The organism is Bacillus sp. T33-2 (assembly GCF_002860205.1).
In the GTDB taxonomy this organism is placed as follows: Bacteria; Bacillota; Bacilli; order Bacillales; family Cytobacillaceae; genus T33-2.
The window spans coordinates 1-23,224 of record NZ_PGVB01000051.1 but is presented as its reverse complement, the minus strand read 5'-3'; the positions used below and the strand labels follow the sequence as shown (position 1 = coordinate 23,224).

At 44.9% G+C, this 23,224-nt stretch carries 26 protein-coding genes; 12 read left to right on the top strand and 14 right to left on the bottom strand.

The genetic code is table 11. The features are described 5' to 3' along the window. Positions 1-69: 69 nt before the first annotated feature. Entirely contained in the window at positions 70-1,317 is a 1,248-nt protein-coding gene (locus CVD19_RS22960; protein WP_101585508.1) for an ABC transporter permease, read from the bottom strand. Then, a complete protein-coding gene (locus tag CVD19_RS22955) occupies positions 1,310-2,209 on the bottom strand; it encodes an ABC transporter ATP-binding protein (RefSeq protein ID WP_101585507.1) in 900 nt (299 codons plus the stop codon). The genes CVD19_RS22960 and CVD19_RS22955 overlap by 8 nt, the downstream gene beginning before the upstream one ends. A gap of 163 nt (positions 2,210-2,372) precedes the next feature. Here CVD19_RS22955 and CVD19_RS22950 point away from each other — a divergent pair, with 163 nt between their 5' ends. Further along, entirely contained in the window at positions 2,373-2,558 is a 186-nt protein-coding gene (locus CVD19_RS22950) for a YhzD family protein (RefSeq protein WP_101585506.1), read from the top strand. A 42-nt stretch (positions 2,559-2,600) separates the two neighbouring features. Here the strand turns inward: CVD19_RS22950 and CVD19_RS22945 are convergent, their stop codons facing one another. Then, positions 2,601-3,392, bottom strand: coding sequence for an enoyl-CoA hydratase (locus tag CVD19_RS22945; protein ID WP_101585505.1), 792 nt, complete (start codon positions 3,390-3,392; stop codon positions 2,601-2,603). A 163-nt stretch (positions 3,393-3,555) separates the two neighbouring features. Between CVD19_RS22945 and CVD19_RS22940 the strand changes: the two genes are divergently transcribed. Beyond that, the gene (locus tag CVD19_RS22940) at positions 3,556-4,053 is read left to right on the top strand and encodes a GNAT family N-acetyltransferase (protein WP_101585504.1); all 498 of its coding nucleotides are present in this window, start codon (positions 3,556-3,558) and stop codon (positions 4,051-4,053) included. A gap of 169 nt (positions 4,054-4,222) precedes the next feature. Here CVD19_RS22940 and CVD19_RS22935 read toward each other — a convergent pair whose 3' ends face one another. After that, entirely contained in the window at positions 4,223-5,740 is a 1,518-nt protein-coding gene (locus CVD19_RS22935; protein WP_101585503.1) for a coproporphyrinogen III oxidase, read from the bottom strand. Positions 5,741-5,919: 179 nt separating this feature from the next. Between CVD19_RS22935 and CVD19_RS22930 the strand changes: the two genes are divergently transcribed. Further along, positions 5,920-6,837 (top strand): YitT family protein, encoded by a 918-nt coding sequence (locus CVD19_RS22930; protein WP_257985265.1) that lies wholly within the window; start codon positions 5,920-5,922, stop codon positions 6,835-6,837. Positions 6,838-6,912: 75 nt separating this feature from the next. Here CVD19_RS22930 and CVD19_RS22925 read toward each other — a convergent pair whose 3' ends face one another. Together CVD19_RS22925 and CVD19_RS22920 are read right to left on the bottom strand one after the other, a co-directional pair. Then, positions 6,913-7,782: a Cof-type HAD-IIB family hydrolase gene (locus tag CVD19_RS22925; protein ID WP_101585502.1), complete on the bottom strand. Its 870-nt coding sequence runs from the start codon at positions 7,780-7,782 to the stop codon at positions 6,913-6,915. Between the two features lie 187 nt (positions 7,783-7,969). After that, positions 7,970-8,323: a YlbF family regulator gene (locus CVD19_RS22920; protein WP_101585501.1), complete on the bottom strand. Its 354-nt coding sequence runs from the start codon at positions 8,321-8,323 to the stop codon at positions 7,970-7,972. Positions 8,324-8,576: 253 nt separating this feature from the next. Here CVD19_RS22920 and CVD19_RS22915 point away from each other — a divergent pair, with 253 nt between their 5' ends. The 7 genes from CVD19_RS22915 to CVD19_RS22885 all read left to right on the top strand — a co-directional run bounded on the left by CVD19_RS22915 (position 8,577) and on the right by CVD19_RS22885 (position 16,120). Next, the gene (locus tag CVD19_RS22915; protein ID WP_101585500.1) at positions 8,577-9,926 is read left to right on the top strand and encodes a YheC/YheD family endospore coat-associated protein; all 1,350 of its coding nucleotides are present in this window, start codon (positions 8,577-8,579) and stop codon (positions 9,924-9,926) included. A 21-nt stretch (positions 9,927-9,947) separates the two neighbouring features. Then, positions 9,948-11,051: a YheC/YheD family endospore coat-associated protein gene (locus tag CVD19_RS22910; protein WP_101585499.1), complete on the top strand. Its 1,104-nt coding sequence runs from the start codon at positions 9,948-9,950 to the stop codon at positions 11,049-11,051. After that, a complete protein-coding gene (locus tag CVD19_RS22905) occupies positions 11,029-12,396 on the top strand; it encodes a YheC/YheD family endospore coat-associated protein (RefSeq protein WP_101585498.1) in 1,368 nt (455 codons plus the stop codon). Before CVD19_RS22910 ends, CVD19_RS22905 begins: the two co-directional genes overlap by 23 nt. After that, positions 12,393-13,586 carry a YheC/YheD family protein gene (locus CVD19_RS22900; RefSeq protein WP_101585497.1) on the top strand — a complete coding sequence of 398 codons (1,194 nt, stop codon included), beginning with the start codon at positions 12,393-12,395 and terminating at the stop codon, positions 13,584-13,586. The genes CVD19_RS22905 and CVD19_RS22900 overlap by 4 nt, the downstream gene beginning before the upstream one ends. A 116-nt stretch (positions 13,587-13,702) precedes the next feature. Continuing rightward, a complete protein-coding gene (locus CVD19_RS22895) occupies positions 13,703-13,915 on the top strand; it encodes a YheE family protein (protein ID WP_101585496.1) in 213 nt (70 codons plus the stop codon). An 80-nt stretch (positions 13,916-13,995) separates the two neighbouring features. Continuing rightward, on the top strand, positions 13,996-14,892 hold the full coding sequence (locus tag CVD19_RS22890; RefSeq protein ID WP_101585495.1) for a PucR family transcriptional regulator: 897 nt from the start codon (positions 13,996-13,998) through the stop codon (positions 14,890-14,892). Between the two features lie 121 nt (positions 14,893-15,013). Further along, positions 15,014-16,120 (top strand): ABC transporter ATP-binding protein, encoded by a 1,107-nt coding sequence (locus CVD19_RS22885; RefSeq protein WP_101585494.1) that lies wholly within the window; start codon positions 15,014-15,016, stop codon positions 16,118-16,120. Between the two features lie 170 nt (positions 16,121-16,290). On the opposite strand, the gene CVD19_RS22875 is transcribed toward CVD19_RS22885, so the two are convergent. The 6 genes from CVD19_RS22875 to iadA form a co-directional block, all read right to left on the bottom strand. Next, the gene (locus CVD19_RS22875) at positions 16,291-16,482 is read right to left on the bottom strand and encodes a hypothetical protein (RefSeq protein ID WP_308314896.1); all 192 of its coding nucleotides are present in this window, start codon (positions 16,480-16,482) and stop codon (positions 16,291-16,293) included. Positions 16,483-16,618: 136 nt separating this feature from the next. Then, on the bottom strand, positions 16,619-17,998 hold the full coding sequence (gene fumC, locus CVD19_RS22870; RefSeq protein ID WP_101585491.1) for a class II fumarate hydratase: 1,380 nt from the start codon (positions 17,996-17,998) through the stop codon (positions 16,619-16,621). A 646-nt stretch (positions 17,999-18,644) separates the two neighbouring features. After that, the gene (locus CVD19_RS22865; RefSeq protein ID WP_101585490.1) at positions 18,645-18,875 is read right to left on the bottom strand and encodes a sigma-Y antisigma factor component; all 231 of its coding nucleotides are present in this window, start codon (positions 18,873-18,875) and stop codon (positions 18,645-18,647) included. Beyond that, on the bottom strand, positions 18,872-19,219 hold the full coding sequence (locus CVD19_RS22860) for a YxlC family protein (RefSeq protein ID WP_101585489.1): 348 nt from the start codon (positions 19,217-19,219) through the stop codon (positions 18,872-18,874). Before CVD19_RS22860 ends, CVD19_RS22865 begins: the two co-directional genes overlap by 4 nt. Further along, complete coding sequence (gene sigY, locus CVD19_RS22855; RefSeq protein WP_101585488.1) at positions 19,200-19,736, bottom strand: RNA polymerase sigma factor SigY; 537 nt, start codon at positions 19,734-19,736, stop codon at positions 19,200-19,202. Before sigY ends, CVD19_RS22860 begins: the two co-directional genes overlap by 20 nt. A 139-nt stretch (positions 19,737-19,875) precedes the next feature. Then, a complete protein-coding gene (gene iadA / locus CVD19_RS22850) occupies positions 19,876-21,051 on the bottom strand; it encodes a beta-aspartyl-peptidase (protein ID WP_101585487.1) in 1,176 nt (391 codons plus the stop codon). Positions 21,052-21,316: 265 nt separating this feature from the next. On the opposite strand from iadA, the gene CVD19_RS22845 reads away from it, so the two are divergent. Continuing rightward, positions 21,317-21,640, top strand: a complete 324-nt coding sequence (locus CVD19_RS22845) for an HPr family phosphocarrier protein (RefSeq protein WP_101585486.1) — start codon at positions 21,317-21,319, stop codon at positions 21,638-21,640. A 117-nt stretch (positions 21,641-21,757) separates the two neighbouring features. Here the strand turns inward: CVD19_RS22845 and CVD19_RS22840 are convergent, their stop codons facing one another. Both CVD19_RS22840 and CVD19_RS22835 read right to left on the bottom strand, forming a co-directional pair. Continuing rightward, the gene (locus CVD19_RS22840; protein ID WP_101585485.1) at positions 21,758-21,973 is read right to left on the bottom strand and encodes an alpha/beta-type small acid-soluble spore protein; all 216 of its coding nucleotides are present in this window, start codon (positions 21,971-21,973) and stop codon (positions 21,758-21,760) included. Between the two features lie 120 nt (positions 21,974-22,093). Beyond that, entirely contained in the window at positions 22,094-22,315 is a 222-nt protein-coding gene (locus CVD19_RS22835) for an alpha/beta-type small acid-soluble spore protein (protein WP_101585484.1), read from the bottom strand. Between the two features lie 247 nt (positions 22,316-22,562). Here CVD19_RS22835 and CVD19_RS22830 point away from each other — a divergent pair. Further along, the coding region (locus CVD19_RS22830; protein ID WP_219620119.1) for a hypothetical protein at positions 22,563-23,224 on the top strand (662 nt) is incomplete at its 3' end.

The window sequence follows — 23,224 nt, the reverse complement described above, 5'->3', positions numbered from 1 at the left end:
AATGCCCGTTCTTGTTTTTTCTAAAAATAATAAAGGATGGCCCGCACTCAGGGCCACCCTCTGACTTGATTATACGTTTTTAGTTATTTGCAATGCTTTTTTAATATCTTTAAAAGAGTTTGATTTTCCATACATCAGAACCCCGCCCCTGTACACCCTGGCGCCAAATACAGCCAGCACGGCAATCGTGGTGGCAAGGATGGCGATGCCCAGCGCCGCTTCCCAAAACGGGATCGAAAGCATGCCGACCCTGAGAAACATCAGCATCGGCGTGAAGAACGGAATAAACGAAGTAATGGTGATAAATGGAGCATCTGGCTGCCCAAGCCCAAACATGGCCATCATAAAGCCTGCTACCACAAGCATGGTCATCGGCGTGATCATTTGCTGTACGTCTTCGATCCTGCTGACAAGCGACCCTAAGAACGCCGCCAGAGTCGCATACAGGAAGTAACCGAGAATAAAGAATATGACTGCATACGCGATAGTGGCAGCAGGAACATCCCCGAAGCTGAGGAACCCTGAAATGGCTTCAAGCTTTTCTTCATTTTGTTTGACAGAAAAATAGCCGACAAGTAACATGACCGCGAGCTGGGTAAGGCTTAAAAGCCCGACCCCGATTATTTTTGCAAACATTTGCTTGACAGGCGATACGCTTGATATGAGAATTTCCATCACACGGGATGATTTCTCAGTGGCTACTTCCATTGCGATCATGTTCGCATACATGATGACAGCGAAATAAATGATGAACAGCAAGATATAAACGAGCCCTCTTGCCTGGTTCAGTTCTTCTTCTGTTTTCGCATTCTCTTCCAGGGCCGCTTTTTTAAAGCTGACTGGCTGATAAAGCTTGGCAAGCTGGTCAGGAGCCAGGTTGATCTGGGACGAAGCTATCGTTGTTTTAATTTGCTGCAGGGCATTTTGCAAATCGCCGGGAATTGTAGTGTCTGCGATACTCATTGCTTTATAGGAAGCCTCGGGCAGCTGTTCTTCATTAAAGGTTAGCTGAAGCACACCTTTATATTTCTCTTCCTCTACTTTTTTCTCGGCTTCAGCCATATTCCCGTCAAACAGGACGAGCGATATTTCATCGTTCACAGTTTTCATTTGATCCTTGAGCGGGGCCAGAAGCTGTCCGGTCTCGTCAATGACAGCAATTTCATTTTCACTGTCTTTGTTGAAGAAATCTATGATGTTTGGAAGATTGGTCAACGCAAGCATGATTGCGATTGTAATCAATGTCGTTACGAGAAAAGATTTCGTTTTTAATTTTGTGATATACGTATGAACGAGAATGATGAAAAAATTATTCATAGGAGGCACCGACCTTTTCTATAAAAATATCATTCAGGGAAGGTTCTTCAATTGCAAATTTCCGGATAAATCCCTTGCCGACGATGTCCTGCAAAATTTGTCCGGCTACCTCTTCACCGGTGATTTGCAGATGGATCCCCTCAGGCGTCCGTTTTGATTTCGTTACACCATGATAGTCTGCGAGGAAGCCAGTATCGAAATCGGCATGGATGACCAGGTTTTTCTTGCCAAATGATCTCTTTATGCCGCGGAGGGAACCATGGACGACAGGCACCCCTTTGTGCATGATGCACAAATGCTCACACATTTCTTCGACATGCTCCATCCTGTGGCTGGAGAACACAATTGTCGTGCCCGCTTCCTTCAAATCGATTACTGCTTCTTTCAGCAGCTCTACATTCACGGGATCCAGCCCGCTGAATGGTTCATCAAGGATCAGCAGCTTTGGTTTATGTACGACTGCTGCCACAAACTGAATTTTTTGCTGGTTCCCCTTTGACAGCTCTTCAACTTTTTTATCAGCATATTCGGGTACCCTGAACCTATCAAGCCAGTAATCAAGCTCTTTAAGGGCTTCCTGCTTATGCATTCCTCTTAATCTGGCAAGATACACTATCTGGTCCTTAACCTTAAGTTTTGGATACAGCCCTCGTTCTTCTGGCAAGTAGCCGACTATATTGCTGGTTGAATAATCAATCGGTTTGCCATCCCAGGAAATGCTTCCTGCGCTTGGATCAAGAAGCCCGAGTATCATCCGGAAAGTTGTTGTTTTGCCCGCGCCGTTCGCACCGAGAAATCCAAACATTTCTTTTTCAGGTATCGATAGTGACAATTCATTAACCGCAGTAAATTTTCCAAACCGTTTTGTCACATGTTTCAGGTCCAATCCCATTCTCACTTGCCTCCCTATTGCACTGTCCATATTTATGTTTTCTTTTCTATTACGATTATTGTATAAAAAGGTTTCATTTTCCAGTGTTTATTTGCCTTTTGCATTTTTCTGAAAATTATGCAAGAATAATAGTAAAATTGATAACTAGTGAAGGGGGCAGAATATGGAGATTTATAAATTAACAGTTTTCGAATCGAATGGCAAAAAACTTCTGGATGAATCGTTCCAGGCCAACAGTGATGACCAGGCAAAGGAGCTTGGGGGCAAAATGCTTGAGGAAAGAAAATTTTCCGACAAAACCCACCGCTGTACGTCTCCACGAGGGAAACTTATCTTGTTTCGCCCATAAAAAAAGCAAAGAGCGCTGTTGGGCTCTTTGCTTTTTTACTATTTATTTCCCTTTAAAATCTGGTTTCCTTTTTTCAATAAAGGCTTTGACACCCTCGTGGTGGTCTTCAGTCTGCCTCATTTTAAACTGGCCGAACTTCTCCAGTTCCAAAATTTTCAACAGGGCGGGACGATTTTTCTCCGCGAGGATTTTCTTCGTTTTGATCATTGCCTGAATTGGCTTTTGCAGCCATTCCTGCAGTTTTTTCTCCACAGCTCCTGCCAATTCCGCTTCTGATATTTCATCAATTATGCCAAGCTCCAATGCCTCGCTTGCAGCAAGGGTTTTGCCATCCCAGATCAGCTGTTTCGCTTTTGCTTCTCCCAGTCTTCTCTCCAGGAAGAAGTGGCCGCCGCCGTCAGGAATCAGGCCAATCCCGATAAAATTCATCGCAAGCTTGCTCGAAGGCTCCGCGATGATATAGTCAGTCGCCAGCGCAAGGCTGAAACCCAGGCCCGCTGCCGCACCGGATATGGCACTGATGGTGATTTTCGGCATGCTGTACAACGTCACCACAAGTTCATTGATAGAATCCATAATCCCATAGAAATCGGTTTCATTTGCATTCAGCAGCATCGTCTTAATATCGCCGCCGGCGGAAAAAGCCCTGCCTGCCCCTTGCAGCACGACGATGTCGATGTCTTCCGTAGTGCAAATCTCTTTCAAATTCCACACCAAGCCCTTGATCATTTCCTGGTCCAAGGCATTTAACGCATTGGGCCTGTTCAATTCGACAATGGCAACTCGGCCATCCGTCTTCACTTTTACAGTCTCAGTATAAAAATCAGTCGTCACCCGATTCCCCTCCTTTGGTCCGTTACATTTTTATTATAATTGCAAAATTTAGAATTAAAAACTTTTTTGCAGATAGTTAGAAAAATTGAAACAAATTCTGTGTTGCATATAGCATTCTACATGTATTTTAGTTATATTTATTGGAAAAACGGAGAGTGGAATCATGCAGAAGGATACTGGGAGTTTCACAAGGGAAGACGGGTTTACGATTTCTACTGAAAAAGCATTTTTAGACACCGACATCATTTATTCTTTTTTGAGCAAGGAATCTTACTGGGCGGAAGGAATTTCGAGGGAGCTGGTTGAAAAATCCATCGAAAACTCAACTCTATGCTATGGCATTTATAACGGAAACCCGGAGAGAGACAGTCACGCGAAACTCGTTGGTTTTGCAAGAGTCGTTTCAGACCTTGTCAGGTACGCGTGGCTGGGAGATGTATTCATTCTGCCCGAATATAGAGGGATAGGGCTTAGCAAATGGCTGATTGAAATTATTACACACAATCCGTACTTAGCAGGAACATCCTTTAATCTGGGCACAAAGGATGCACATGGCCTATATAAAAAATACGGATTCAAGGAATTGGATAAGCCTGAAGACCGGCTGTGCAGGCCAGTGAACTGGGAGAAGATTAATCATGCATATGGGCTGAAAAATTAAAGAGCTCCTTGTTTTTGTCCATTAGAGCGCTTCTATCGGACTTTACGACTGCGAATCCCTCGATTTTGTCCGTTAGAGAACTTCTATTGGACCTACACCAGGGAAGGCCTTCACTTTGTCCATTAGCTCGTTCTTTCGCACTTTGCGATAAACTAAAAGCTCCCAATCATTACGACGGGGAGCTTTGTGTATTAAATAACTCTTCAAGAAAGCTGATTTTTTCATCCGTATAAGCAGTAAAACTGTCGTTGTAGGATTTGGGATCCTTCGGGTTTGCGAAATGTGTTATTTTCCCGGTAACTGGATCAATGAATTTACTGGAGGCGCCGCAGCCAAGCCCGATGATGGTTTGCAGTTCTTCCATGATTATGATGTTATAGAGGCTTTCCTGGCCAGGCCGGGCATAACCGACGTTTTCCAGGTTGCCAAGAATATTTTTTTGCCTGTAAAGATAATAAGGAGCGTAATCATGTTCTTTCGTCCACTTCTCGGCCATGTCCATCATTTCCTCAATTTCTTCCCGGCCGGCAACCTTGTACTTTTCTTTATTCCTCGTCATCTCAGACGCCCTTTTAAATGAAAGTGTATGGACTGTCAAAGATTCCGGCATAAGTTTCCCGGTTTCACTCAGCGTATGGGCAAATTCACCCGTCCCTTCGCCTGGCAAACCGATGATCAAATCCATGTTGATATTGTTCATGCCCATTTGCCGTGCAAGATGGTACTTTGTGATTGTTTCATCGACCGTATGGTGGCGGCCGATTGCTTTCAATGTTTCCTGGATGTATGACTGGGGATTGATGCTGATCCGGTCAATATTCCATTTTTTCAGGACCTCGAGCTTTTCGGGAGTGATCGTATCAGGCCTGCCAGCTTCAACTGTGATTTCCCGGATATTCTTCACGTCAGGGAAAGAGGTGTACATCTCCTCGTAAAGCATATCCATTTCTTCAGCTGTGATACTCGTAGGAGTGCCGCCTCCAAAGTAAACAGTCGTGATGCCAATGCCGTTTTCCTTGAGCCACTTTCCTATTTCCCGCATTTCATGATGGAGGCCTCCCAGAAATGAGTTCACAGAACCCTGCCTGCCATTGATGGCGTAAGCAGGGAAAGTACAATATGCACATTTGGTCGGACAAAACGGGATTCCAATATAAATGCTTACCTCATTTTGCAACTGATAAAGGTCTGGCAGGACCGAGAGCTGCCGGTCAACGATTTGCTGCATTAAAGAGATTTTCTCATCTGAGATCATGAATTCTTCCGCAAGCTCTCGGTGTGCAGTTTCGCGGCCAATCCCCTCCTGCATTTTTTTATGCAGCAGTTTCGTCGGACGCACACCTGTCAAAATCCCCCATTTTTGTACCATTCCGGTCCATTCCTGCAAAACGGTCAGGTAGGCATGGGATACAGCATTTTTTATCTGTTTGAATACTTCTTTTTCAGATTCCCCGTGTATCAGCTTTTTTTTGCGGGATGTTCTATACAGTTTTCCGTCCGGTACTGTAAGCTCAGCGTGTACAAAGACGTAATTGTCTGATTCGAGATTAAAAATCACGGACACATCGGCAGGCTTTTCCCCCGGCTGGGAAAACGATAATTCTGGTTCTTCAAAGAACAAATTTGAAATCAGCTGTAGTGGCCGCTGAAACCTTTCATCCTGTAATCCATCTATATAGATATGCAAAATAATCACCTTTTCAAATAAACTTCTTTAAGTGTACAATGTGCCCCATTCCACGGTCAATACAGTCAAAATATGAGTGGTGTTGTGTTATACAACTGGCGTGGCAACAGGCATTATCTTTTCAATGAGGCAATATTATTGGGTATAATTGATAAACAAGCAAATTAGGGGGATTGGTAATGGCAGAAGCTATGGAACTAAGCATCACGCAACAGGAGGAAGCCCTTAAGGAAAAGATTCAGCATAAAAAGCTGCCTTTCAGGAAAGTGGTGCAGCGCGTCATTTTAATTACGCTTGGCGCCATTCTGATGGGGGTGGGGCTTGAAATTTTCCTCGTCCCCAACCACGTAATTGATGGAGGAATTGTCGGAATCTCCATCATGCTTTCCTATATTACAAAATGGGACCTCGGCCTTTTCATTTTTTTATTAAACATCCCCTTCTTTTTTATTGGATATAAACAAATTGGTAAAACCTTCGCTTTGTCAACTCTGTACGGCATCCTTATCCTCTCAGTCACAACCACTTTGCTGCACCCCGTCCCGGCCCTGACCCAGGATATCCTGCTGGCCACTGTGTTCGGTGGTATTATTTTAGGTATTGGCGTTGGCATCGTCATCAGATATGGCGGCTCCCTTGATGGGACAGAAATACTCGCGATTCTAGCAAACAAAAAGCTGCCTTTTTCAGTTGGGGAAATTATTATGTTTTTTAATTTATTCATTCTTGGATCAGCCGGATTTGTCTTTTCATGGGACAGGGCGATGTACTCATTGATTGCTTATTTTGTAGCCTTTAAAACAATCGATGTCACGATAACCGGCCTGGATGAATCCAAATCGGTGTGGATCATCAGTGACCACCATCAGCAAATTGGAGATGCCATCCTCAGCCGTCTCGGCCGTGGAGTGACGTATATGCAGGGTGAAGGTGCCTTTTCCGGTGACGATAAAAAAGTCATTTTTTGCGTCATAAATCGTCTTGAGGAAGCAAAGCTGAAAGACATTGTCGCGGAAAACGACCCATCCGCATTTTTGGCTGTTGCCGATATCGCGGAGGTCCGCGGTGGAAGGTTCAAGAAGAAGGACATCCATTAGGAAAGGCGTTCAGTTTAGTTTAAAAACAAAAGGGAAGCTGGCCATTCATTAATTCGGCCAGCTTCCTTTTTTACATTACTTTTTTATCACATTCATTTTCCGCAAAAATTCAATCGGGTGCTGCTTACGAAAATGCTCCTTGACCATGTATGCGACTCCTTGCTGGTTTTGCGAACGGGTGACCCAGTCTGATGCTTTTTTTACTTCAGTTGAAGCATTCCCCATTGCAACACCAAGGCCGCACGCCTTGAGCAATTCAATATCATCGTCTCCGTCCCCGATCACGACCATTTCCTTCAGCGGGACGCCCAGGTGCCCTCCTAAATGGATGAGGCCATTCAGCTTTGACACACCTTGAGGCATAATGTCCATCCGCAAAGAATTCAACTGCTGGACTTCCGCTTCAGAATACATTGCTTTTATTGCCTGTTTAGCATCCTCGAGGTCTTCTTCGAATTCGAAATATATTTCCACTTTGGGCGGAGATACCGGATCGTCCGCAATTGCCTCACTGACAGAATCAACAAATTGCTGGGAATAAAAAATAGGGTCTCCTGTTGTAAACACAGTTTTAGCAAGCAGATTGTGATTTAATTTGTACTTGTTAGCGAGGGAAAACTGTTCATGTACGATCCTGATCTGGCATGGAAATCCTTCCAGAAAACGAACAAGCTGGTATGTAATATCCTCCGGAATCCGTTTTTCAAGTATCGGTTTGCCAGGATCGGCAGATATATATGCACCCCTGTGGGTCACCAGCAATGAATTAATTTTTAAAGCCTTTGCCACTTTCTTCGCGGACGGAAAGCTTCTTGAGGTGACAAGGGAAACATAAATCCCTTTCTGCTGTACATACTGTACTGCTTCTATTGTTGATTTATGGATCCGGCCGTTCGATTGCAGGACCGTCCCATCAACATTTAGCGCAAGCAGGCGATATATCATCGTTCTGACCCCATTTCTTCGGTGAAATTTGTCCTTATCTAACATTTATGTAGGGAACCGGGAGAATAGAACCGGTCACTGTTGCCAATCACGCCGATTTTATCGTTTCCCGGGGGTTTCGGTTGCCTGTACCAAATATATTCCTCCCCAAAAAAATCCCGCCTCATCGGACGGGATTTACGCAATATTATTGTTCGGGATTACCGTATAGTTCTTCAAGCGGTTTAACGATGATCTGGTTAAGCTCAGTGATCACTTGGCTCATCCGCTGCTCAGCTTCCATCAATTTTGAAATTTTGTCATGCTGCTGCACAAGGGCTACCGTTTTCTGGGCGTGTTCTACTTCTTCGTGGGTAATTTCCTGGCCCATCATTTGCTTTTGCTGAAGCTGGATCTGGATATTGCGGAAGTTTTCAAACATCCTTTTCGCGGATTCGTCCTGATTTACTTCATCATACAGGCGCTTTAAGTCCGCATATTGTTTGCTCTGGCGAATTGCCTTTTCGAGATCATAAGCAGAATCGTATAAATTAACTGCCAAGTTTGACCACTCCTTTTGCATTTTCACAGTTCCCATACACTATAACAGACTATGTCAGCAATTGCGAGGGGTGCAACCGTCCTACGATCCTGCCTCTTCAATGCTTCAGTTTTAAATATATGCTGCCTGATTTTCCTTTCACCCTGTTTAACGCACACTCTAAATCCTTTTTACATACGATACGTTATCTGCATCCGCCTATTTTTTCATTGTAAAAGCACTTCATAATCTGACAATCAAATGGGGAACGAACATGTCGGCTTTTTTACCGTTTAAGCTAACACCAAACGAAATATCCGGTAACGGGCATTGTTGTGTGTGGATGAGAAAAGAAACAATGCTTAGGCTTGGCATAAAAGGAATGCATGTAGCCATTTGTGCCGGAAAGTCGAACGTAAATGCCGAAATCCTGCCTGCCGATATCCCCGCCGATCAAATTCTCTTTTCAACCCGGCTTTTTTCCGAACTGCGTCTTCCGGTAAAAGATTATAAATTTCTCGTCCGGTTTTCGGAGGAATCAAACAGCCTGTCTTTTGGGCCGGTTATTGCTGTTCTTACTGAAATAACCGGGGAAACGGTCCCGTCGTTTCGTTCGATCCACTCGTTTTGTGAAGAACTGCATGACGGGATTTCCGGCAACGCAGGGTTTTTCTACGTATTTTCTTTACAGCATTTTTCTGATGAATGCATCAGCGGCTACTATTATGAGCAGGAAAATTGGAAAATGGATTCACTCCCATTTCCAGACATCGTCTATAACCGGATTCATTCCCGCAAAGCAGAATCAACCAAAGGATTTGCGCAATTTGCCCAAAAACTGAACGAGCGAAAAATCCACCTGTTCAACCATCGTTTCCTGTCAAAATGGGAAGTCCATGAGCTTCTGGAAGTGGAGGGCTACCTTGGTCCTTATTTGCCGTCAACTTGTCTTTATACACCCGAACATCTTGAGCACATGCTTGAGCTTTACGACGATCTTTATTTAAAGCCTGTGCAAGGAAGCCAGGGACGGAGGATTATCCGCATTTTAAAAAAAGATAATCAAATTTGTGCTGATTTTTCATCAACTAAGGATAGGTCCCAGTTTATTTTTACCGATATTGCCTCTGCGATCAGCAAAGTCAAAACAAATATCAACGATAAACCATTCATCATCCAGCATGGGATCGAGCTTCTCGAACTGGACGGCAGGCGGCTGGATTTCCGGGTTCTCTGCCATAAAACGCGGGAGCACATGTGGAAGGTGAGCTCAGTAGTCGCCAGAATCGCCGCGGAGAACCACTTTGTTTCGAATGTTGCGCAGGGCGGAGAAATGATTCGTCCTCTGAAAGTATTGAGCATGGCGTTCGGCCCTGATTCAGCACCCCACCAGCTCGCATTAATAAAAGAGCTGGCGCTTGAAGCTGCGGGAATCATCAGCAAAAGCAGTGGCGGACTTACAGGTGAGCTTGGAATCGATATCGGCGCCGATATATCGGGGCGCCTTTGGATCATAGAGGTCAACTCCAAGCCTTCCAAGAGCTTTGAAGAAAAAAGAAGCCCCATAAGACCATCTGCAAAAGCAATTATCAATTTTTGCAACGGACTTTATACTATAAGCTAAAACCCCGGGGGGAGAATAGGCATGTACTCATTTGGACTTATGTCACTCAGCTTGAATAGTGAAAATACGTACTTTACCGAAATCGCCAGACGCTCGGAGGAGACAGGAATGACTTGCTTCAGGTTTGTTCCGTCGCATATTGACCCGGTGAATCACCTGGTGTCCGGAGAAAGGTTTGACCATCGGCTCCAAAAGTGGCGGAAAGACCAAATGCCAATCCCGGGCATTATTTATGACCGCTGTTTTTACGGGGACGATCCCCACTCGAAACAGTGTGCGGCAATTGTAAAATGGCTGAAAACCAGGGATGACCTCCTGTTTCTCGGCTACGGATTGCCGGACAAATGGCGCCTGTACGAAATCCTTTCCGCTTCTGTCCTGGCTCCTTACGTTCCTCTTACAGAAAGGGTTTCCGGCGGCCGGCAAGTGGCAGATTTTTTAACGAAACACCCCAAAATAATCTTAAAGCCAGTCACGGGTTCAGGTGGAAACGGCATTTATTGCCTTGAAAGAACCGGGAATTCGATTACAGCCGCTACAGAAAAGCACAGGCAATATATAAAAAGGGAATTTTCCGGCGACCACCATGCTATCAGCTGGACGGAACAGCTCATTAAGAAAAAGGATTACCTGATGCAGCCGTATCTTCCGTTGGTTGACAATCAACAGCGTCCGTTTGACATAAGGTTTTTGGTCCAGAAGGATCAGGATGGAGCATGGAAAGAACGCGGACGGGGCATAAGGACTGGTAAAGAGGAGGGGCTTCTCTCGAATCTCGCCGCAGGCGGGGAAGCGGCTGATTTTGAAAAGTGGACCGATTCACTTGACTTGAAAATGAAGGCATTTACTTTAAATGATTTAGCCGAAATTATTACTGCTTTGCCACAGGTGTTGGAGAACAGCTTTCCAAGGCTGTTTGAGCTGGGCATCGACATTGGAATTGCCAGGGACTCCTCGCTTTGGGTTTTGGATGTAAATTCCAAGCCCGGGAGGAAGCTGATTCTTGAAATGGATCCCGCGAAAGCTGGGGATCTGTATGCCGCACCGCTGCTTTTTGCAAAAAAGCTGTTAAACAATAGCCGGAAAGAGAGGAATCGCGAGAATGAGAAAACGATATCCAATTGAACTGGCCCGCGGATTGGGCAATACTGTTTATTACCCGGCTGAACTTGAGGGCTCCCTTCCACTCCTGCAAATAGTGTTTGGAAACCGGGTGCTGGACATTGATTGCTCGCCACATCCGAAGGGTAAAAATGTCATCGTTTTGAGCCCCGATATTCAAACACAGCTTTGTTTGCCTGACATAGATGCTCCGCTCCATCTTTTCATAGATAGTCAGACTTTATATATCGGCCCGTTGATCGGAATACTGACATCAGGCTTTACCCCTTATCCGATTCGGCCGATAGGTGACAGGAGTATGTTTTTCGCCAAACTTCTCTCTGCCAATAAAATGGTGGGTGCCCTGCCGTTTGTATTCGGAGAGGAGCATATCGATTGGGACGAATGCTTGATCAATGGCTATTTCTATGGGGAGGACGGATGGAAGACATTAAAAGTTCCTTTTCCCAATGTCATTTATGACAGGCTTCCCAACCGGAAAAGCGAACGAAAAACGGAAATCAGGAAAGTCAAGGAACGGCTCCAGGATGATTATCTTATCCCCTGGTATAACCCGGGATTTTTCAATAAAATTGATGTATTTGAACGGCTGCAGCAGGTTGGGCGGGCAGCAGAGTATTTACCGGAAACACACCCTTTCACTTCTTTTTCCCTGATAGAAAGGATGCTTGCCGACTATGGCCATGTATATATCAAGCCGAGCAATGGAAGCCTGGGACTTGGAATCCGCCAGGTCATCTATGATAAAATGCAGGGCTACTATTACTGCCGCTACCGTGATTACCATGGCCATAATAAACTCACAAAATTTGAAAGCCTGGAATCATTGATGAAGCATGTTTTCAGGAAGCAGCGCCTTGAAAATTTCCTGGTTCAGCAAGGCATTCATCTTCTGAGGACAGACCGGAGATTGATAGATTTCAGGGTCCATACCAATAAAGATGAGCAAGGGAAATGGCATGTGGCAGCAATTGCGGCAAAGGTCGCCGGCCCTGGAAGCGTAACGACACATGTGAACAATGGCGGCGTCATCAAGACGATTGAAGAGCTGTTTCCCGATAAAGAAGAACAACGCCGGTACAAGAAGCAGCTCGCAGAAGCCTGCCTTTACTTGAGTACAGTATTGGAACAGCAAATGGAAGGAATCATTGCAGAAATCGGTTTTGACCTCGGAATAGACAAAAACGGGAAGGTCTGGCTTTTTGAAGCAAATTCAAAGCCGGGACGATCAATTTTTAAACATCCAGAGCTAAGGGATTTTGACCTTCTTACCCGTAAGCTGCCGCTCGCATTTGGCATCTTCCTCGCTGAACAGGCGATAACCAGCCCGGGAGAGATTTTCAAATGATGCTTCACTATGATTTTTCAAGAAAACAGTGGTTTCATTCAGATCAGCAATCGGCCGGTGTGACCTTTGGAGCAAACAATGAACAGGTGCCATTTCTTTATCCCCGCCCTGAAAAAGAACTGGTGTCTTTTCAGTTTAAACAAAACAATGGGAATGCCGGCCCCATTGTAGGCATTATGTCTTCTCCCGGAAAAAAACATGCTATAGCAGGCAATGGTCCTTTGTTTACAGCCCTGCAAAACGAGATGGTAAAAACCGGGGGCCTCACCGTCGTGTTTACTCCGGAAAATCTTTCTGAACAAGGAGTCGACGGTTACACATTTTTGCCCGACACCAAGCGATGGATAAACATCTCAACTCCCCTCCCCCATATTGTTTATAACAGGATCCCGTTTCGTAGCACAGAAAAATCCAAAGTGTTTTTGAAGTCGGTGCAGCTTCTAAAAAAAAACCATGTTTTCCTGTTCAATCCTTGTTTCATTCATAAATTTGCTTTGTACACAGTCTTTTCCAAAGATCCTTTTTTAAAACAGTTCATGCCTGACACGGCATTAATAAAGAGCAAGCAGGATTTGGTTCAATTCCTGGGAAATCACAATCGAATTTATCTAAAGCCCGCGCTGTCTGCGCGCGGGGCAGGCATTTTTTGTCTGCGCATATTAGAAACAGGAAAAACCATGTTGATTAACCGTTCAGGCGTGGAGCATTTTTCAGGGATTGATGCATTCTGGGAGAAAGCCGGATCCCGCCTGACAAGGCAGGATTATATCGCACAGGAGGAGATCACGCCGGCACTGTTCAATGGCAAAAGATATGACTTCCGCATTCTTGCCCATGATGGACCGGACGGATACAAGGTCACTGGAGTAGGAGTACGGCGGTCCGTCAAACAGGACATTACTACTCATGTGTTGAATGGCGGTACCCTGCTTCCGTATGAGGTTGTCGAAGCAAAAGAGCATAAGGAGCTGTTCGCCGAAATCGTTACACATGCAGGGGAAAGATTGTCCAGGGAACTTGGCTATTTCGGGGAATTTTCAATAGATGCCGGTATGGCAACATCCGGGCGGTATGTCATATACGAGGTTAATTCCAAGCCGATGAGCTTCGATGAGGCGGAAATCGAACAAAGCAGAGTACGGCTGCTTGCCGATCTTTTTATAGACAAAACAAAGTTTAACAAGGGTTAGAGCATCTTTATAGTGGTGCTCTATTTCACTGCATATTTGTCAAATGCTGCCCTCCTGGCACAAGTTCATGGTCAAATAGCTGAAAATGTTGTTACAATGGGATGAGGGGTGAAAAAATGATTACGCACTTTCAGTACAAGCCTTTATTTGAAAATACAAAGATACCAGGCTGGCGTATTTCTTTTTACTATAAAAAGCAGCATTTTTCAGGAGTCTATCATCAAAATGGCAAAATAGAGTGGACTGGCACAGTCCCCGCAACCGACATCATCCATGGGCTGGAAGCGCAGATCCACGAATTGATGCTATTCCACGTGTATGACAAATAGAATTTACGGTATTTTTACAGCAACAGAAGATACTATTGATACAAATAGAAAGACTCCAACATCGAATAAGGACGATCAAAATGTTACATAAACTGCAAAATTATTTCCCCGGCTCGAAAATATCAAGCCACCCCCCCGAGCATGGTGATACCGGATTTTACTGGTTTCATGATGGTGCGGACAGCAATTGGATTGGCATTCCAAAGAAAGGCGTGCAAGCATCCCAGCTTGATCTGCTGAAGAACTTGTTTGAATTTAATGATTATGAGAATGCTGCATATCTTTCAGGTTTGGCTTTGGCATGGCATCGATTCCTTCTTCAAAATGGCAACCTCCCGCCTGGCGGGATCGCAGATGCCAGGTTTATTCAGTTTTCGTTTACGAGCCCAGAACTCGAACGGCCAGCCTTGGAAGAGGCGTTAAAAGAATTCTTTCCTGAAAACATTATTTTGTGGCTGAATGAATCGGACGGAGTAATTATTGAAGAAAAGACAGAAGTATATTTTCCTGATGAAGAGGTTTTATCAATTGCCGCCACCTTTGAAAGTGATTTCTTCATTAGAGTGTCTTTTTATATTGGAAAGTTCAAAAATGTGAACGGCGAGCTTCCTTCTGTATTCCAGCGGGAAAAACATCTTTTCAGCCAGGCAAGGATTTTGGCCCCGAGGGAAAAGGCATTCTCATTTGAAAAAATATTCCCACTAATCATTGCGGCGAATTTGTCGGAAGAGCTGCAAACGATTTTGGCTAGCGACGTCCTTGCGGCTTTAAGTGAAGACGAAGAATTGATGGCGACCATGAAGGTTTTTTTGGAGAATAATTCCAACGCCTCCCTGACCGCGAAAAAACTTTATATCCACCGGAACACACTTCAATACCGGCTTGATAAGTTCATGGAAAAAACCGGCGTAAACTTAAAGGATTTCAGCAGCGCAATCACAGTTTATCTTGCGTGCCTGCTTGATGACATCCGTTAAAACTGAAATTTTTTTGCAACTTGCATAAAAGGGCTTTCAAAAGTTTGTGCACAATGCCAATGCCTTGCAAAGGCTTGTTCCGCTACACTGAGATTAATAAATAAACTTCAGGAGGATAACAATGGCTGAGCTAAAATTGGATCACATTTATAAACTATATGACAATAAAGTAACTGCAGTAAACGATTTCAACCTCCACATCGACGATAAAGAATTTATCGTATTCGTTGGTCCGTCCGGCTGCGGTAAATCCACAACACTAAGAATGATTGCCGGTCTTGAAGAGATTTCGAAAGGCGATTTCTACATCGATGGAAAGCGCGTCAACGATGTACCGCCTAAAGACCGCGATATCGCGATGGTATTCCAAAACTATGCGTTATATCCGCATATGAGTGTTTACGATAATATGGCGTTCGGCCTTAAGCTTCGCAAATTCCCAAAGGATGAAATTGACCGCCGTGTTAAAGAAGCGGCTAAAATCCTTGGCCTGGAACCGTATCTTGACCGCAAGCCGAAAGCTCTGTCAGGCGGCCAGCGCCAGCGTGTCGCCCTTGGACGTGCAATCGTCCGTGACGCAAAAGTTTTCTTGATGGATGAACCATTATCAAATCTTGATGCAAAGCTTCGTGTCCAAATGCGCGCGGAAATTGCCAAGCTTCACCGCCGCTTGAACACGACTACCATTTATGTAACCCATGACCAGACAGAAGCGATGACAATGGCCACCCGCCTCGTCGTCATGAAAGATGGAGTGATCCAGCAGGTTGGCGCTCCGAAGGAAGTTTATGAGAAGCCTGAAAACGTATTTGTCGGCGGCTTCATCGGTTCTCCTTCCATGAACTTCTTCAACGGTACACTTGAAGAAGGCAAGTTTGTAATCGGCACAGAATCCATTGCCATCCCGGAAGGAAAAATGAAGGTTCTTCGCGACCAGGGATATGTCGGCAAAAATATCATTCTCGGCATCAGGCCGGAAGATTTGCATGATGAGCCTGTTTTCATCGATGCGGCAAATGGCGCGGCTGTAAAAGCCCATGTCGATGTCGCTGAATTGACTGGTGCTGAAACGATGGTTTACTCATCATTCGCAGGCCAGGATTTCGTGGCAAGAATCGATTCACGCACAGATATCACGCCAGGTGAGACACTCGAGCTTGCATTTGACATGAATAAAGTTCATTTCTTTGATGCAGATTCAGAAATGCGCATTCGTCCTCAAGAATAAATACTGAAACACCTCTTCTATCCCCGGAGGTGGAAATCGAAAAGCGGAAGCGCCTTGCCCGGGGGCGACAGGCATAAGACGCGCCGGCGAGAGGGCTGCTCTTTAGCCTTTTTCACGGATTGGCTTATGACCCGGTCCCAGGCGCTGGAGCTGGACAAAACAAGACCCTGTCATCCATTGGCGGGGTCTTGTTCTTTAATCATAAAAATATTGTCCTTGCCGCAATTCGTGCATCTGTAGAGATGGGGACATTCTTCGTTTTTATAATCTGCGGGGTACCCATCTTCCAGCTTCATCAAATCAATCGGCATATAAGGGCTATAATCATCATAGTATTCTGCTTCTCTTCCCTGGTCATCCATTTTCCCACCGCAGTTGGGGCAATCCGGATGCACGATCTGAGTTCCATTGCAAACAGGGCACATACCCATAGACCACAATCCCTTCAGCTTAATATCAATAGTTTGTGTTGTTGAAAAACAGTCTATGTGCGCCTATTTAAATCATGTTTTCCGGCCTGACCCACTGGTCGTATTGCTCCTCATTCAAATACCCTGTTTTCAAAGCAGCTTCTTTAAGGGTCAGGTTCTCGTTAAAAGCAAGCTTCGCGATCCCGGCAGCTTTTTCATAGCCAATGTGAGGATTCAGCGCGGTCACCAGCATGAGGGATTTCTCAACATGCGCCGAAATCACCTCAAGGTTGGCCTCAATGCCACTTGCACAATTTTTGTCAAACGAGACCATGCCATCGGCAAGCAGCCTTACACTTTGCAGGAAGTTATAGATTATGACAGGCTTGAACACGTTCAGTTCAAAATTCCCCTGGCTGGCGGCAAAGCCTATGGCTGCGTCATTGCCAAATACCTGGCAGGCAACCATTGTCAATGCTTCACTCTGTGTCGGGTTCACTTTGCCTGGCATAATCGAGCTGCCAGGCTCATTTGCAGGGATTGCCAATTCACCAATACCGCTTCTTGGACCGCTTGCAAGCCAGCGGACATCATTGGCGATCTTCATTAAATCAGCGGCAAGCGCCTTTAGAGCCCCGTGAACATGTACAAGTTCATCATGGCTTGTCAATGCCTGGAACTTATTATCGGACGACCGGAAGGATTCACCTGTCTGTCTTGAAATTTCAGCTGCCACCAGGTCCCCGAAATCCTTTGACGCGTTTATTCCAGTGCCGACAGCTGTCCCGCCGATGGCGAGATCCTGAAGATAAACGAGCGCCCCGGTGATCATCGCCTGATCCTTCTCCAGCATCGCCCGCCAGCCGCTCATTTCCTGGCCGAGAGTCAGCGGGGTGGCATCCTGCAGGTGGGTCCGGCCAATTTTGATGATATTGTGGAAAGCCTCTTCCTTTATTTTAAAAGTGCTCTTTAACTGCTGCAGTGCCGGCAGCAGCTTTTCGGTCACTTCTTTCAATGCCGCAATATGCATGGCAGTTGGAAATGTATCATTTGAGCTTTGGGACATATTTACGTCATCATTCGGGTGTACAATCTCTCCCGAACCTGTTTCCTGAAGGATTTCATTTGCCCTTCGCGCGATTACTTCATTTACATTCATGTTTGACTGTGTTCCGCTGCCGGTTTGCCAGACAACGAGAGGAAAATGGTTGTCAAACCGGCCATCAAGTATTTCCTCGCAAGTTTTCACTATCGCATCCTTCTTCGGACCACTAAGCTTTCCAGACTGGCAATTTACGAGGGCTGCAGCTTTTTTAATATGTGCGAGCCCATAAATGACTTCGAGCGGCATCTGTTCATCGCCAATTTTAAAATTTTCTTTGCTTCTTTGCGTCTGGGCTCCCCAAAATTTCGAGGCAGGCACCCTTACTTCACCAAGCGTATCTCTTTCGATCCGGTATTCTGTCAAAACAATCCCTCCACCATTTTTGGAATTTTCGTTTTTTATAGAATAACGCTTTTCCGGATATATTTACACCAAGAAGCTTTATCGACCAATGAGATAAAGAAAAAAGCCAAAACCATGCGCTGGTTTCAGCTTTCAACAGAAAAATTATGTTTTTTTAATATGGAGGTTAAGCTTTCATAATTGCGTATCCGATATAATATCCGAGAACCATGATACTGGCGATGCTTAAGGTGACCGCAAATTCTTCCATCCGTGAACCCTCCCCAGAATACATTTTCGACACTTAAAAATTACCATAATTTCAGGGGAAGGCTGCGGTGGAATTCGCACTATTTTGTGACAGAGAAATGAACGGCACTGTTTTATCATACGGAACCAGCCGCTTGCGAATAGTGTACCCATGATGAATCCACAAAAGATAATTCTGTTTGTCGTCGCACCCTGAATGATCTCGCGAAAATCAAAGGGATTCTCGTGGAAGCAGGCTGCATTCTCGCGAAAATCTATAATGATTTCGCGCTAAACAAGCAGAATCTCGCGAAAAAAACTAGAATTTCGCGAAACCAAAGTTTGGCCACAATTTTCTCACAAACGCATAAAGCATTCCCAGTAAAATGACCGAAGCCGCTTTCAATTAATATCATAGTTAATACCTGCTGTTAAATTTAAGACGGCGTTTTTTAAATTTTTTTCTAACAAACAACAAATATAAGATTGTTGGGAACGGTGCCTGTATGAGACCGACAATTCCCCATAACCAATAATTGTGGCCGTGTTTGCGGGCATCCAAAAATAAATACAGGCTCTGTGCAAGCAAGATAATCGCTGCAACAATCACAACAAAAACGGTCTGGGATGGTGAGAGATCACTGCTCATCCTTCAGCCACCCGCTTGCCGGTGCGCACTGTATAAAATAGGAGAAATACGACGGAAGCTCCCTGCAGCATGAAGAATACAACCGGCATTTCCAGGATACTGAATAAAATTGCGGCAATAATCAGGCATGCAACAATTAAAAATAATGCAATATCTTTAAAGAATTTACGCTTCAGGTGTTCTTTTTCGGAGGCCACGAACTGCTCAAACCATTCCTGGTCTGGAGTCTCAATATATTCTGATTCGTCCAGCTGTTCCAGCCCTTCGTTAATTTGTAACATGGTCTGCACCATTTGTTCATCCAACAGCCCGCTATCCTGAAGGTTACCGTTTTGGTCTGCCATCCAGTGCCAACTCCTTTCTTACTTCAAGAAGACCATGATGGACCCTCGATTTTACTGTTCCAGGCGAAATCCCCATCATTCCCCCAATTTCATCATAGGAATATCCGTAATAATGCTTCAGAACAATCGGGATCCGGGCTTCCCCCCTCAATTTCCCCAGTGCATTCAGTGCATCATGCCAATCCCCCGAATTGCTGTCCACATGCCACTTCAGTTTACGGTACGATTTTTGTTGCCCACTCCACGCTTTTTCCCGCTTTTGCTTCCGAAGCTGGTCAATGTACTGATTGGTGGCAATCGAAATCAGCCAGGACGAGAATTTTGCTTTTCCGTTATAAAGATGAATTTTTTCAACGCATTTAGCCATCGTTTCCTGTGCAAGGTCTTCAGCTGTTTCGGGATTCATGGTTACTTTTATCAAGTATTTGACAAGGAACGGATAATTCATTCGGAACAATTCCGCGAAGGAACGATGGTCTCCCTGTTTTGCCCTGAAGATTAGGTCCTTTTCCTCCATATTATGCAAATCCTCTCTTTTCCCGCCAGCATTCTTTCTCTTTTAGCCCCGCCCCAAAAACTGACCTTTATGAATAAGACGGTAACCCCATGCTGTTTGTTCATTATTTTTTACATTTTTGCAATAGACGGCGATAAAGCTAGCCTTCGAATGTACCCTTTACGACAGCCTGGCCATCCTGAACCATTACTCTTCCACGTGCAATCACGGTACTGATCATAAGATCCTCCTTATTAAGGAGGACGATGTCAGCATCCTTTCCTGTTTCCAGCTTTCCTTTTTGTTGCAGTTTTAAAATGCGTGCAGGATTCTCGGTTATCAATTTCAAAGCTTGGTCCAGGGTAACACCCTCCTCCACAATCGCATCCCTTACTTCCTTATATAGAGTTGAAACCTGGCCAATTTTCAGGCCAATCAATTCTCCGTTCGCGTCAAAGTCAGGCAGGCTTGCCTGGCCGTCAGATGTAAAGGTGATCTGGGCAATATCCACGCCGTGCTGAAGCATTTGCCGAAGTCCGATACTGCATTTGACCTCCCCTTCTTCTAAAAATTTTGGGATCGAGCTGGTGGTAAAATCGACATACCCGCCTTTTTTTGCATACCGGATTCCTTCTTCAAACAGGTGGGGATTCCGGTTAATATGGGTGGGATAAAACTGCCGGATAGGGATGTCCGTTTTTTCAACTACTTCATTAATTACTTTCAAATGGTCAAAGCTGTCCCCCACATGAACATTGACAATGCCAGCCTTTCCGGACAGCATCCCGCCTATCCGTGCAGCTGAAGCAATTTTCGCCATTTCTTCATATGTCGGCTGGGAGGAACGATGATCGGCAATGGCAATCTCTCCCGCACCGATAATTTTATCAATTAAAATAAGGTCATCTTCAATTTCGCCTGTCAGCGTTTTGACTGGCACCTGGTATGAGCCGGTATGTACATAACATGAAATACCCTCTTCCTCCAGGCTCCGCGCTTTTGCAACCAGGGCTTTCATCGTTCTCGTCGTACCGTCAGTGCCGAGCACCCCGACGAGTGTAGTGATTCCGGCAAGAGTCGCATCGGTCAGCTGTATTTCCGGCGTCCTGGTTTTAAAACCGCCTTCACCCCCGCCTCCGATAATATGGACGTGGGCGTCAATGAACCCGGGAACAACTAGCATTCCTGCCGCCTCAATTTCTTTTATCTCGACAAATTTTTCTGGCAGATTAATTTTGTCTTCAATGTAACCAATTTTGTCATGAACAATCAAAATGTCTTTTTTCCCTATGTAATGCGGTGAATATACCTCGCCATTGCGAATGATGGTCAGCATTTACAGCCTCCTTATACTTTTGGAATATCCGTTACCCTTGATGATATAGCACACAGCGTCTTCTGCAAACCATTTTTTCTGCTGATCATTGCTGCAACGGCATCTTATAAAAGATAGCCTGGCAGCCTCCTGTACTGGTATTCGCAGTCAACCTTGACTGATTGGCTGGTAACTGTCTCCATCCTGCTTCGGCCTGTTTTAATGACTGTTTTTTTGGGTAGTAAATAATAACTCACCAAATAGTCATACAAAGGGGTTTTATATAATGAAAGAAATTATGTCTTCTAATGTACTCGTCCAAAAAAAATTCACAATGAAAAAAATGCTTGAGATCCACCAGGCCGTACGTAAATTAAGCGGTGCGACCTATTTATATAGCCGGCAGAAAGCTGTCGATGCTTCTGCTTTGCCAAAATTAGTTTCATTCCTGCTTACGGTAGAGCCACAGACCACGCTTAAAATCATTGTAGAGGGCACAAATGTAGAAGCACAGCTGGAACAGTTGACACAGATGCTTACAAACGAAGCTTCCGTTATCGGGGACTATCGTAAACGAGCGCTCAATTCTGCCGGGTCAGTTCAAATTTAGTGTAACATTTGAAGTACAACTTAAAGGCTATCCGCGTCCTGCGGATAGCCTCTTTCCATTGTATATTAAGTTTTTAACAACAAGGGTAAAGATTCTTCAGCCCTGTTTTGGATTGAGTTATCTTGTTTGACCACCAAATTGTCCTGCTAACTGGGATTGAGCTGTAGCAACAAGACGCTTTGTGATTTCTCCACCTACTGATCCGTTTGCACGAGAAACTTGATCAGCTCCAAGCTGGATTCCAAATTCAGCAGCGATCTCATATTTCATTTGATCGATTGCTTGTTGAGCACCTGGTACTAATTTATCGCGATTTCCTCCACGACGTGACATATGCTTTCACCTCCTTTGCTATGTTCTTAATCTTCCATTCCACCATGTTTTCATCCATTGTAAATAATGGGATGAGGTTGAACCTCAAGGAACGTATTTTTCATTATTTTCAAACAGGCCTTAGCGAGTTGTACCCATGTTGCCAAATTGACCTGCTAATTGAGATTGAGCTGTAGCAACAAGACGTTTTGTGATCTCACCACCGACTGAACCGTTAGCGCGTGAAACTTGATCAGCACCAAGCTGAATACCAAACTCAGTAGCAATTTCATATTTCATTTGGTCGATTGCCTGCTGAGCACCTGGCACTAGTTTATCGCGATTTCCACCTCGACGTGACATATGTTTTCACCTCCTTGTTGTATTTTTAATCTTCCATTCATTTAAAAATTAAATTCTTTGTAAATTCTGGTTATACTCAATACAAGATATTACTTAATTGAATGTAACTGATGCGATAAACTTCTATTAAAAGGTCGCTCTGAATCTTGCGTGGAAACTTAATAAAAAATTTTTTAAAATACGAATTAAAATTACAATACAGGACATTCTAAGGTTGTTTCTTAATCTAAAACAAGGAGGAAACCAAATGACACAGTCAGGTCAACAATTTGGCCAGCAGTTAGCTGGCGGGTTTACAGGAACACAGTCGGGCATGCAGCCGGGTTTTTCTGGAACTGATGGTTTTACGTATGGCAGCCAGCAGCAAGGCGGATTCGGTCAGCAGTTCGGCATGCAAGCAGGCTTCACTCAGCCAGTTGGCGGCATGCAGGATGGTAATCAGATGAGGCGCGGCATGATGGGTTCACCGCAGATGGCCCAAAACGCACAAGCTGCCCTTCAGCCAAATTTCGGAACCAATCCTCAGCAGGTCAGGCAGGATATCGCACGTGACCTAGCCTATGGAAGCCAACAGCAGCAAGGCGGGTTCGCTCAGCAGGGTGGTCTGCAAGGCACTATGATGGGCGGATCGTTCGACGGTACTACTATGATGGCTGGCGGTATGGCTGGCGGTATGGCTGACGGGTCTCAGATGAGACGCGGCATGATGGGTTCACCGCAGATGGCCCAAAATCCTCAATCAGTCCTGTCGCCAAATTTCGGAACCAATCCTCAGCAGGTTAGACAGGATATCGCACGTGATTTAGCTTATGGGCAACAGCAACAGCAAGGTGGTTTCACTCAGCAGGCTGGTATGCAAGGCACTATGATGGGCGGATCGTTCGACGGTACTACTATGATGGCTGGCGG

Coding starts and splice junctions, on each gene's coding strand:
- CVD19_RS22960 (WP_101585508.1), bottom strand. CDS start 1,317: ATGAATAATTTTTTCATCATTCTCGTTCATACGTATATCACAAAATTA.
- iadA (WP_101585487.1), bottom strand. CDS start 21,051: ATGCTGACCATCATTCGCAATGGCGAGGTATATTCACCGCATTACATA.
- CVD19_RS22885 (WP_101585494.1), top strand. CDS start 15,014: ATGGCTGAGCTAAAATTGGATCACATTTATAAACTATATGACAATAAA.
- CVD19_RS22910 (WP_101585499.1), top strand. CDS start 9,948: ATGTACTCATTTGGACTTATGTCACTCAGCTTGAATAGTGAAAATACG.
- CVD19_RS22900 (WP_101585497.1), top strand. CDS start 12,393: ATGATGCTTCACTATGATTTTTCAAGAAAACAGTGGTTTCATTCAGAT.
- CVD19_RS22915 (WP_101585500.1), top strand. CDS start 8,577: ATGTCGGCTTTTTTACCGTTTAAGCTAACACCAAACGAAATATCCGGT.
- CVD19_RS22845 (WP_101585486.1), top strand. CDS start 21,317: ATGAAAGAAATTATGTCTTCTAATGTACTCGTCCAAAAAAAATTCACA.
- CVD19_RS22860 (WP_101585489.1), bottom strand. CDS start 19,219: ATGGCAGACCAAAACGGTAACCTTCAGGATAGCGGGCTGTTGGATGAA.
- sigY (WP_101585488.1), bottom strand. CDS start 19,736: ATGGAGGAAAAGGACCTAATCTTCAGGGCAAAACAGGGAGACCATCGT.
- CVD19_RS22940 (WP_101585504.1), top strand. CDS start 3,556: ATGCAGAAGGATACTGGGAGTTTCACAAGGGAAGACGGGTTTACGATT.
- CVD19_RS22835 (WP_101585484.1), bottom strand. CDS start 22,315: ATGTCACGTCGAGGTGGAAATCGCGATAAACTAGTGCCAGGTGCTCAG.
- CVD19_RS22950 (WP_101585506.1), top strand. CDS start 2,373: ATGGAGATTTATAAATTAACAGTTTTCGAATCGAATGGCAAAAAACTT.
- CVD19_RS22895 (WP_101585496.1), top strand. CDS start 13,703: ATGATTACGCACTTTCAGTACAAGCCTTTATTTGAAAATACAAAGATA.
- CVD19_RS22925 (WP_101585502.1), bottom strand. CDS start 7,782: ATGATATATCGCCTGCTTGCGCTAAATGTTGATGGGACGGTCCTGCAA.
- CVD19_RS22905 (WP_101585498.1), top strand. CDS start 11,029: ATGAGAAAACGATATCCAATTGAACTGGCCCGCGGATTGGGCAATACT.
- CVD19_RS22930 (WP_257985265.1), top strand. CDS start 5,920: ATGGCAGAAGCTATGGAACTAAGCATCACGCAACAGGAGGAAGCCCTT.
- CVD19_RS22955 (WP_101585507.1), bottom strand. CDS start 2,209: ATGGGATTGGACCTGAAACATGTGACAAAACGGTTTGGAAAATTTACT.
- CVD19_RS22840 (WP_101585485.1), bottom strand. CDS start 21,973: ATGTCACGTCGTGGAGGAAATCGCGATAAATTAGTACCAGGTGCTCAA.
- CVD19_RS22890 (WP_101585495.1), top strand. CDS start 13,996: ATGTTACATAAACTGCAAAATTATTTCCCCGGCTCGAAAATATCAAGC.
- CVD19_RS22865 (WP_101585490.1), bottom strand. CDS start 18,875: ATGAGCAGTGATCTCTCACCATCCCAGACCGTTTTTGTTGTGATTGTT.
- CVD19_RS22875 (WP_308314896.1), bottom strand. CDS start 16,482: ATGGATGACCAGGGAAGAGAAGCAGAATACTATGATGATTATAGCCCT.